We start from the raw sequence: 10,314 nt of genomic DNA on the forward strand, positions 1-10,314 counted from the left end.
TATCCCAGGCAAAGCAGGAACTTCCAATACCGAAGAACGGCAACTCCGGCCATTACTGCTGCATCCGCTGCAGACGCTCGGCCTCCGCCTTGATCATCGCCTGCAGTTCGTGGATGGCGTCCTGCACGCGGGTGGCACCGAGCATCGACACTCGGGTCATCACTCCCGGTAGCTTCCGGACAACCTTCTTCCCAACCTCCGAGTCATAGAAAGCATTGATTTCCTTCAGCTCGGGCGCCGTGAATGCCTCGGCGTAGATATCTATCATCTCGCCCTTCAGGCTTTCGTAGCTCATATGCTTCTTGAAGAACTGCATCATCACGCTCTTGTACGGGATCAAGGCCGGGTTCTGTTGAAGCTGCACATCCAGCATCTGGGACATGGACTCTTCGAGCAGCGACTCCATATCGAGCAAGATGAGCAACCTCTCCGCCTCTCGTTCCGACTCGGAATAAGCCGAAGCGTGGGTGCAAATGGCCACCGCGAGAACGAAGAAAATCGATTTGAAGACTTTCATACCATCACCTTGTTTTCTGATTTTTTCCGTGAAACTCTGTCATGAGAATGCCTGCAAGAGCCGCACGTAACGCCTTTCCGGTTCCGGCCTCTATTCACCGGCAGTGTTCCTGGCCTTTGAAACGCTCTCGGCGGCAAAGGCCAGCCCCATGCCGCCCAGGAGACCGAGAATGGCGGCCAGTACGATCGCCAATGCTCTCTTGGGCCTGGAAGGTTCCGTGGGCGCAACGATGTCCCCGAGGAGTTCAGTGGCGCGGCTTTGCGGAGGGGTGATTTGCTGCCTCAGACGAAACCTTTCCGCGTCGAGCTGGCTGATCGAGTTGGCGATGGGGCCCAACTCCAGCATCACGAGCGATGCCTGGACGTTGTCGCGCCCCTTGAGCGCTTCGAGCAGCGCTCCCGTCTCGTCGTATTGCTGTTTCAGCACCGCGATTTGTTCGTCGAGATTCGAAAGTCTGTCCGTCATCGGCTTGAGGTTCTCTTCGAAAACCGTGTTGTGCCTATCCTGAATACCACCCGTGACCTGCTGCAGCAGCCGCGCTGCGTCCGCGGGGGTGTCGCCCTCGACGGTCAGTTGCAGCGTTGTGGCCGCATCCTTCTGAACACTGGCCTTGGTTACGAATGGGCGATCCCGCTTGACGCCTTCGGCCACGCGTTCGCCATACTCGGCCATGACCCGCGCACCCAGTTCCGCTGCGTTCTCGAGAGCGCCACTGCTGCCCTGGATCTGGCCGATGCGCAGCCTGATGCTGGCCTCGTAAACCGAGGGTTGCAGAAAGGCATAGGCCCCGCCGACAGCGACACAGAACGCAAAGCTAGAGAGGACCAGCCACTTTCGTTTGACCAAGGCCCTCCACAGTTCGAGCAGATCGACTTCGTCGTCCGGGTGGGGTCGCCGGGTTGGCTGGCTATTGTGCATGGCTGGCGATCCGCCGATCGGTTTGCGTACGTTGACGCCATGGGGCATACAAAGGGGGGCGGCTGTCATGTACGACCATGGCAGGGGCGGCAACGCCCCTGCTCGTGTCGCTGTTCCGACGCTACTTCGCAGCGGTTTCGATCGTGATGGGCAGCGCGCTGATCTTGGCGTCCAGCGCCTTTACCACTTCAGCGGTCAGGTCGTTGCTCAGGTTCCCGCCCAGCACGCTGTTGCGGTTCAGCAGCAGGCCGCATTTGTGCTTGGCATAAACTTCCGCGATGACCGGCTGCGCTTCTTCGGAGATGCGCTGCATGGCCTTGAGCCGGGCCTCCTCGATTTCCCGACCGCGCTCGGCCGCCTTTTCCTGCAGCACCTGCAGCTTTTGCAGCCCGGCACGCTGCTGCTCGTTCAACTGCGACTCCTGGAGGCCGGGTTTGCGCAGACCCAGGCGTTCCAGTTCGGGGTCCAGTTGCGATTGTTCGCGGCTGATCTCCGCCTGGGCATCGCGGGTAAGCTGCTGAAGCTTCTCGCTCGCGCTCTTGCCCGCCTGTGTGTTGGCCAGGACCGCTTCACGGCTCAACAGGCAAACGCCCGACACGGCCGGCCCGCCGAGGGCGGGAGCACCCTCCTGCGCCATGGTGCCGAGCGGCATCGCCATCACGCCGGCCACTGCGGCCATCGCCCACGTTCTGATCGTCTTCATCTATCCAACATCTCCTTTCGGGTTAACTGACGCCGCCGGCAGTTTTCACTGCCGGCGCAACGCCTTCATGGAGCCGCCATCGCCCGCCCTTCCCCGGCAAACGGCACGGCCATTCCTGTCTCAGTCCGCCAGGAGGTCGGCAAACCGCGCCAGGGAGGTGAGGTGGGCATGCACCAGTGCCAGCCAGCCCTTCCGGTGCCACTCGATGACGACCGATTCGGGCAGCTTCGCGAAGGCTTCGGGCGCCACCACGGAGAAACCGGTCAGCGTCGATTGGCGGCCCTGCGGCAGGGTGATGTTGGCGACGCGGTCGACCAGCAGATCCTGCTCGACCAGCAGTTTCACGAATGCCTGCGTGGCGGCGCTCTCGCGGGTGAAGGCATCGCAGAAATGCAGCGCCTGACGCGTGATTTCCGTCGGCTTGCCGTCTTCGAACAGCGCCTGGCCCTCGTCGCCCTCCTTCACCAGCATCGGCGCCTCCGAGTCGATCGCCAGCGCGAAGCCGTCGGACTCGCCCATCTCCGTCAACTGGGCGAACACGAACGGATAGCGCCGCACGTAGGCCGGCACGTAGGCGCCGGGCTGCCAGGCATCGTCCTTGACGAAGCGGTTGCGCTGCTCCAGGCCCAGTACCGCCACCGGCGTGCGGTCGAGGCCGGCGAAGACCAGCGGATAGGAGTGCGCCGCGGCGGCGAACTCGCCGATCATCACCGGCACCGAGTTGGCCTGCGCAGCGAAGCCTGCGCCCGCCGGCTTGATCCGCCACGTGCCGTGCGCGGCCGCATTCAGCAGTTCCGGGTGGCGATAGAACAGCGGCCACGCACCGGACTGGCGCCCCGCCGCCTCGGGGGTTGCGGGGGTGTCGTTTGCGGTTTCCGCGACGGCGGTTTCCAGTTCGTTCATTGCTTCTCCATGTCTAGGTCTCGGATTCACGTTCGGCCCGGCCGGGCCGGCATTCAGAACTTGGCGTTGACTTCCAACTGGAACACGTCGATGGACAGCGGCGGCCCATAGATTTCCTTGGCGGCGATCCAGCGGCCGGTCAGCCACGCGTTCTGGTCGAACATGTAGGAAGCGCCCAGGTAGTAACCCTTGGAGTTGGTACCGCCGAGGTGGAAGGTGGAATCGTTGTAGCCGTCAGGCAGTGCGTCCGGCTCGATGCGCCGGTAGCCCAGCATGGCGTTCCAGTCGCCCGGCTTCTTCATCTGCAGCACGCCGAACGTCGCCTGCGCCTGATAGGCCGTGTCGCCACTTTCGATGTCCGAGACGGTGGGCGTCGCCCCCGCCTCGGTGGAAAGGTTGTTCACGATGCCGCCGGCGGACCGCTTCCACATCTTCTTCGGGTCGTAGGCCAGGTTCTTGATCCAGTTGCCGTCCAGACGCAGGCCGTAGCCGCCGAACGCCGGCATGGTGTAGCGCAGGTTCACGTCGAGCAGTTCGAACTCCGACGCGAGGCCCACGTATTGGGGCATCGGCGTGTTGGCAGGATTCGTGGGATCGAGCGCGATGTTGCGCAGCAGCATCAGGGTATTGCCCTTCTGCATGAACGCCGGGCGACTCCAGTCGGTGCTGCAATGGTCCGCCCCCGAGTACAACGCGCAGGGCTCGGACACTTCCCCGGAAATGCGCTGGAAGTCGTAGTAGGCCAGCGCGCCGCGCAGGCGGTGGTTGTCGGCCAGCGCCCATTCCGCGCCCACCTGCACGCCGTTGAGCCACTTGTTGCGGCTCTTGTCCTTGTCCTGGCTGGTGCTGGGGAAGCTGTCCGACGAGTATTCGAGCGGCGTCACGCCCAGGGTTGCGAACACCGACAGACGGTCGTCGACGAAGGTGTCGGAATACTGCAGGGCAACGCCGTCGAAGTTCAGGTCGTTGGAGAACAGCGTTTCCGTCGACCAGTACGGATTGTCGAAACGGCCGCCCACGAAGCGCAGGATGTCCATCGGCTCCCACGCCACCCACGCCTGGTCGAGCCAGACGTCCTTCTTCTTCAGCCCCCCGCCGAGCGTCTGCGTGGCCGACACCGGGCTGTCGTCGTTGCCGGTCGCCAGCCGAACGCCGGCGTCGAAGGTCTCGCTCAGATTGGCGACAATGCCCAGGCGGGCGCGGACGCGCCACACGTTCTCGCGGTCCTGGCGGGTGTTGCGCAGTGGGGGCAGCCTCAGGTTCGTATTGCCGTTGACGTCGTAGCCCGAGCCTTCGTTGATCTTGCTCCAGTCGACTTCGATCGTGCTGTTCCTGCTCGAATACATGCGTGACTCGTTGCGCACGCGCACGTCGCCCTCGACCTTGATGCGCTGCGTCCACTCCGGCACCGCTTCCGGCGCCGCCCAGCGCTCGTTCTTGGCCGTCGCCATCACCTCGGCCTTCACTTCCTCGCGGATCTGGTCGCGCACCGTCTGCGGGATGTAGGGCACGCGCACGTCGCCCGGCTGGGTCTGCACCACCGGCGCCCGGGGCCCCTCGCGCAGTGCTTCCTCCAGCAGCAACTGGCCGGCCTCAGGCTTGAGCGCGCCGCTGTCGATGAGGCTGCGGATCAGCTTGACCAGCATGCTCTCCTGCTCCGGCGCCTCTTGTGCCTGCGCATTCCCGGCCAGCAACGCCAACCCGACCGCGCCGGCCAGTGCCGTCCGCGCGAACCGTCCCGGGGCCTTATTGAGTCCTGCAGTTTTCATCAGTGATTCTCGCAATGTTGATTGAATTCGTCGGGGACCCCGGGGACGATCCCCGGGGGCTGCGCTTGCGTTCAACTCGAGGGCCGCCTGCCCTGCACCAGCACGCGTGCGGGAAACGCCAGCGACGCCGGCGGCCGCTCGTCGACCCTGCCGTAGCTGCGCACGGCATCGAGCACGGCCTCGTCCGCCTCGTCGTTGCCGCTGCCGCGAACCAGTTCGACGCGGCTGATCGTGCCGTCCTGCTCGAGCCAGACGTTGAGCAGCAACTGGAAGGTGAGCCGGCGCACGCGGTCGTCACGGGCAATCGCCTGCTGCAGCAGGTAGCCGAGATAACGGCCATAGCTGGCATTGCCGGCACCGGAACCGCCGGTGCCGATGGAACCGCCGCCGCTGCCCTTCTGGATGCCCCAGCTATCGGTACCCGCCTGCGCATCGGCGTCCATCGTCACCGGGTCCGAAGTGTCCGGCGTCGGCGCTTCCTCCTCGGCCGGCTTCGGCGCCTCTTCCAGCGGCTCCGGCTCCGGCATCGGCTCTTCCGGCTCGGGTTCGGGCGTCGGTTCGGGTTCCGGTTCCGGTTCCGGTGGAGGCGGCGGCGGAGGCAGCATCAGCATCGGCGTATCGGCCACCGGGCGTTTCGTTGTCGCCGTGTCGTTGAACAGCAGGTACCAGAGCAGTGCCCCGAGCAGCACCAGCAGCAGGACGATGCCTGCCGCCAGCGACACCCATCCGGGCAGCCTGCGCCGCGTTCCTGCCGGGTTGGAGCGATTCACTTTCACGCCCGGTCACCCCTTCACCTTGCCGGTCACCAGCCCGACTTGGCCCAATTCGATCCGACGCAGCAGGTCGAGCACTTCCACCACGCGCTCGTAGTGCACCTGCGCATCGCCGCGCACAATCACCGGAAAGTCGGCGTTGATCGCCTTCTCCAGCCGCAGCCGCTCCTCCAGTTCCGGCAGCGTCACCGCGTAGGCGTCGAGAAACACCTGGCCGGCGCTGTCGATGGTGATCGCCTTGGTCTTGGGCTTCTCCAGCGGAATGCTGGAGCTGGCCTTGGGCAGGTTGACTTCCAGCCCCGGTATGGTCGCGTTGCTGGTCAGGATGAAGATCACCAGCACCACGAGCAGCACGTCGACGAAAGGCGTGACGTTGATGCCCTTATCCCGCTTCTTGATACCGAATGCCCGCTTGGCCATGACGCACCTCCCTCAGGCGCGGCCGGCGGGCGCGACGATGCCGAGCGTGCCGTCCTCGGATTCCTCCGCCAGGCGCGCGGTGAACTCATCCACGAACACCGACATGTCGGCGGCAATCGCCTCCGCACGGGCGGACAGCCAGTTGTAGCCGAACAGTGCCGGAATCGCGACCCCCAGGCCCGCGGCCGTACACAGCAGGGCGGCAGCCATGCCCGGAGCCACCGAGTTGATGTCCACCGCGCCCGCGATGGCGGCCACCGCGAACACCAGCATGATGCCGATGACCGTACCGAACAGGCCGACGTAGGGCGCGCCCTCGATCGTCGTCGACAGCCAGTTCATGCGGTGTGCCATACGCTCGGTCTCGCGGATCACCTCCGCATCCAGCGAAGCACGGATGGCACCGAGGGCGGAATCGGACAGCTTCTTGTTGCCGGTATGGATCTGGCGCCCCTGCACCTCGTCGAGCGCCATCCGATAGAGGTTCCACAGCGTCGACTGGTCACGGACTTCAGAGCTCAGATGCCCCTGGTTGGCCAGTTCGTTCACACGCGTGATGGAGTCGCCGGCGGCCTTGCGGTAATGCTCGTTGAAGGCGGCATTGGCCCGTTCCACCGTACCGAAGTAACGGCTCTTGAGGATCATGATCGCCCACGACACCAAGAACATCAGGAGCAAAACGACGACCACGACCCACGCATCCACCGGCATCGCCTTGAGGATGAAGCCGAAATGGCTCACGCCGGCGGACTGCTCGTCCTCGCCGAACGCCAGCAGTTGAGCCCCGGGCCCCTGGGACCGCGCATCGGCCTGGATCAGCGCCGGCGAACGCGCCACCTTCGACACGCGCACTTCGTCGATCACGCCGATGAAGGGGTTGAACGTGACGGTTGCCGCAGTGGCGGCAGCCGCATCCGGCGTCGCAGCGGCATCCACCGCATCAGTCGGCACCGGCGGCAGCGCCACATCCCCGCCAATGAGCGTGTCGCTGTTGAGCGCCGGCAGCGCCGCTTCCAGAATCGCAGCCGCACGCCCGTCCACGTAAAGCACTGCCTGGCCGTTGCCCGCGGTCAGGGCCAGATGCACGTGCTGGCCGACGTTCACCGGGCCATCGCCAACGGCACGCACACCATTGACTTCGACGAAGGGCACACCGTTATCCAGGCCGACCAGCAGCGCGCTGGCACCGAAGCGGCGCGCGTAGATCACCTGGTTCGGCCCCACCTGCTCCGCACGGACCCACGCCGAGAAGGTCAGCGCACCGCCTTCCGCAATGGCGAGCGACGGCGAGGCCGGCACCTCCAGCGGCTGGCCCTCGAACCGCAGACCGCGGCCCACGGCCCCATCGGCAGCCGTTGCCAGCGTGTTGCGTGCATGGTTGCTATAGGCCGTGGTATCGCGCGAAGCACCCGACTGCTCGCCGAAGTGATAGACCGTCACGTAGTCCGGGTCGAACGTCAGTTGCCCGTTCCCACCGACCGGCGCATTCTCGTTGCCGTAGTACATCCACACCGTCTGCGGCGCCCCGGCGCTGATGGCCGGCACGTCGACCCAGATCAGCGCCATGCCGACGCTGGCATCGAACAGCTCGATCTGATGGGCCAGCACCGAACGGCCGTCGGCACCGACGAAGCGGATGTCCTTGCCGTCCGCCGCCACGCCGTCGAAGGCGAAGTTGCCGCTATGCAGGCGCACCAGCACCGGCACCCGGCCGGTGCTCTCGCCCAGCCCGGCCGCAGCGGCGTTGATCGTAAGGGGTTTGCGATACTTCCAGTCGGATTGCCACCAGGGCGTTTCGGCACTGGCCACGCCAGACAGCGCAAAGCCGAGCAGGAACAGCAAGGTCGTCAAAAAGCGTTGCATTGAAGGAGTTCTCCAGATCGAGCGTTAGGGGCGGGAATCAGAAATTGGCACCGACGCTGAAATGCACCCGGTGCGCGCCCTTCTTGGTGGTCGGGCCGTCGGCCAGCGTGTAGCCGTAATCGAAGCGGAAGCTGAAATGGTCCTGGAGGCGGAAGCTGCTGCCGACGCCGACCGAGCCCAGCGAGAACTCGTCGTCCTGCTCCACCAGTGCGTCGTGCAGCTTCAACCAGGCACCATCCACGTAGAGGTACAGGCGCCCGTCATGCAGTACGCCCAGCCCGAACGGCCGGGTACGCCATTCCAGCGTGCCGAGCGCGCCGTAGTCGCCCAGCGCCTCCGCCGAGCGATAGCCGCGCACGGTGTACATGCCCCCGGCCGCAATCTGCTCGCCGGACACCAGCGGCTTGTCGGTAAACTGCGCCGAGATGCGGCCGAACAACTGGGCTCCGCTGCCCAGTGTCCAGACGTCGCTCGCATCGGCCTTCACCGCGAAGAAGCTCGGATCGGCCTTGTAGCGCGCCCAGTCGAACTCGTCCTCGTTACTGCCGTAGCCGAACAGGCTGCGCGTACCGAACACGACCTGCAGACCGGTGCCGAGCTGGTGGTTCTCGGTCTGCAGGAAGCCGCTGTAGCCCACCGTGATGGGCGCGTATTTCAGCGGCACGTACTGGACGGGCTGGTCCGCCATGCTCACCTTCTCGTCCTTGTCCTTGAAGTCCACGCCGACGGAGAGCTGGTGCCACCAGGCGCCGGACGTCGGCAGCGTGCGGCTGAGCTTGATGCCCAGAGAATGCCCGCGGCCGGTCACTGCGGTATTGCCCGCTGTGAGCACATCGCTGTCCGAGGTGTAGCCGGAGAACTCCAGCGTCCAGTCGCGGCTGCCCAGCGGCATCGCGTAAGAGCCCGACCACACCTTTGCCTCGTCGAGGTTCTCGGGCGCGAAGAAGAAGGTGAGCGACGCCGTATGCTCCTTCTGCCACAGGTTGTCGTGGCCGATGGTCAGCACCGAGCGCAACGCCGTCGTGTCCACGCTGTGGTCGTTGTTCACCGAGGCGCCGAAACGCCACGGCGACTCATCCTCGACCTTCAACTGCACGTCCATCGTGCCCGGCTGCTCGCCCTGCTTGACCAGTGGAACAACCTGGCGCTTGGCGGTGCGGTTGAGCTCGGTCAGTTCCTGCTGCGCACGGTTGAAGTCCGGCACGGTTCCAGACTGCAGCGAAGGCACGCGTTCACGCAGCGCTTCGGGGTCGTTGTACTCGGCACCGGTCACCTCAACCTGCCCGATCCGCGTTTCGGTCACTTGCAGGTAAACCACCCCGCCCGTCACCTGCTGCTCGGGAACATCCACGTATACCGACTGGTAGCCATGCTCCTGGTAGGCCGACTGCAGCGCGCTGCGCGCGGCCTCCACATCCTCCGGGCTGCGGTTCGGCCCCAGGTACGGCGTCACCGCGCGTTCGATGGCGCGTGCATCGAGCACGGTATTGCCGCGCACGATGTATTCGTTGATCGTCACCCTGCGTGCCGGTGGCGCCTCAACCTCACCGATCGCAGGCATCTCCTGGGCAGAAACCGCGCCGCACCACAGCGCCAACATCAGACCTGCAGCCGGCACCGTCCGCGCCGGCCGTATTCGCCTTACTTTGTGTCTAGACATCAAAACGGGTATCCGGATAAAAAACGATGGTGGATAGGCAACGCGACACGCCGGCTGTGCCGCGGTCTACCGTTAGGACGAATCCAGATACCCAAACCCGCAAATTTTTTTGCGCTTTATTTTTTACTTTCGGCCTATCAAAAAAATATTGCGATTTCGTTAAGAAAATGCCGATTTCCCGCGCCGTGCAAACCGAAGGTTCCATTCACCGCAATGGAGAAAACCACCTCTCCCTGCTATGCTCGAAGTGGAAATTGCAAAACAATACATTTTGCATAAATAGAGCATGCTTTCACGGAATCGACCGCCATGCGCCTTCTCACCCTGATCGCCGCGCTGCTCCCCCTCGGCGGCAATGCCCTGCTCGCCCCGCAGGCGCATGCCGAGGACGCCGAACAGAAGCCGGCACATCACTGCATCGACGTGGAGGTGAACGGCGAACGCATCCGCGACTACGATTGTCTGGGCAAGCTGCTGACACCATCCCAGGACAGCGCCGCCAGACCGCCCGCACAACTGCGCTCGGAAGAAATCGCCGGACACCCCGCCACCGCGCTGGGCCTTGCAAACCGCGAAGCCACGCGCCAGCGCATGGGCAATACTTTCGGCAAATCCACCCTGCCACAGCGCCCGTCGCAGCCCGTGCCCACGCTGCCGCCGGCATTCCGGCGGCCGTAGCGCCCAGTCGAAAGAAGAAGGAAGGCCTGCCGGCCCCGCCGTAGGAGCGGGCTTGCCCGCGATGCGGCCTCATTTGCACCCGGAGCCGCCGCATCGCGGGCAAGCCCGCT

The 10,314-nt window shown here is 64.8% G+C and carries 10 protein-coding genes; 1 reads left to right on the top strand and 9 read right to left on the bottom strand.

The window, feature by feature from the left end; genetic code table 11:
* Positions 1-52: 52 nt before the first annotated feature.
* The 9 genes from E6O51_RS16935 to E6O51_RS16975 all read right to left on the bottom strand — a co-directional run bounded on the left by E6O51_RS16935 (position 53) and on the right by E6O51_RS16975 (position 9,385).
* Positions 53-517: a DUF2059 domain-containing protein gene (locus E6O51_RS16935; RefSeq protein ID WP_136386188.1), complete on the bottom strand. Its 465-nt coding sequence runs from the start codon at positions 515-517 to the stop codon at positions 53-55.
* Positions 518-607: 90 nt separating this feature from the next.
* Positions 608-1,435, bottom strand: a complete 828-nt coding sequence (locus E6O51_RS16940; RefSeq protein ID WP_168735308.1) for a Wzz/FepE/Etk N-terminal domain-containing protein — start codon at positions 1,433-1,435, stop codon at positions 608-610.
* 121 nt (positions 1,436-1,556) lie between these two features.
* A complete protein-coding gene (locus E6O51_RS16945) occupies positions 1,557-2,138 on the bottom strand; it encodes an OmpH family outer membrane protein (RefSeq protein WP_136386190.1) in 582 nt (193 codons plus the stop codon).
* A gap of 120 nt (positions 2,139-2,258) precedes the next feature.
* The gene (locus tag E6O51_RS16950) at positions 2,259-3,041 is read right to left on the bottom strand and encodes a SapC family protein (protein WP_136386191.1); all 783 of its coding nucleotides are present in this window, start codon (positions 3,039-3,041) and stop codon (positions 2,259-2,261) included.
* 53 nt (positions 3,042-3,094) lie between these two features.
* Entirely contained in the window at positions 3,095-4,810 is a 1,716-nt protein-coding gene (locus tag E6O51_RS16955) for a putative porin (RefSeq protein WP_136386192.1), read from the bottom strand.
* A 71-nt stretch (positions 4,811-4,881) separates the two neighbouring features.
* Positions 4,882-5,586, bottom strand: a complete 705-nt coding sequence (locus E6O51_RS16960; protein ID WP_211091443.1) for a TonB family protein — start codon at positions 5,584-5,586, stop codon at positions 4,882-4,884.
* Positions 5,587-5,592: 6 nt separating this feature from the next.
* The gene (locus E6O51_RS16965; RefSeq protein WP_136386193.1) at positions 5,593-6,003 is read right to left on the bottom strand and encodes an ExbD/TolR family protein; all 411 of its coding nucleotides are present in this window, start codon (positions 6,001-6,003) and stop codon (positions 5,593-5,595) included.
* 12 nt (positions 6,004-6,015) lie between these two features.
* Entirely contained in the window at positions 6,016-7,866 is a 1,851-nt protein-coding gene (locus E6O51_RS16970; protein ID WP_136386194.1) for a MotA/TolQ/ExbB proton channel family protein, read from the bottom strand.
* Positions 7,867-7,903: 37 nt separating this feature from the next.
* Entirely contained in the window at positions 7,904-9,385 is a 1,482-nt protein-coding gene (locus E6O51_RS16975; protein WP_211091444.1) for a ShlB/FhaC/HecB family hemolysin secretion/activation protein, read from the bottom strand.
* Between the two features lie 450 nt (positions 9,386-9,835).
* Here E6O51_RS16975 and E6O51_RS16980 point away from each other — a divergent pair, with 450 nt between their 5' ends.
* Entirely contained in the window at positions 9,836-10,204 is a 369-nt protein-coding gene (locus E6O51_RS16980; RefSeq protein ID WP_136386196.1) for a hypothetical protein, read from the top strand.
* Positions 10,205-10,314 lie beyond the last annotated feature (110 nt).

Source organism: Pseudothauera rhizosphaerae (assembly GCF_004801305.1).
In the GTDB taxonomy this organism is placed as follows: domain Bacteria; phylum Pseudomonadota; class Gammaproteobacteria; order Burkholderiales; family Rhodocyclaceae; genus Pseudothauera; species Pseudothauera rhizosphaerae.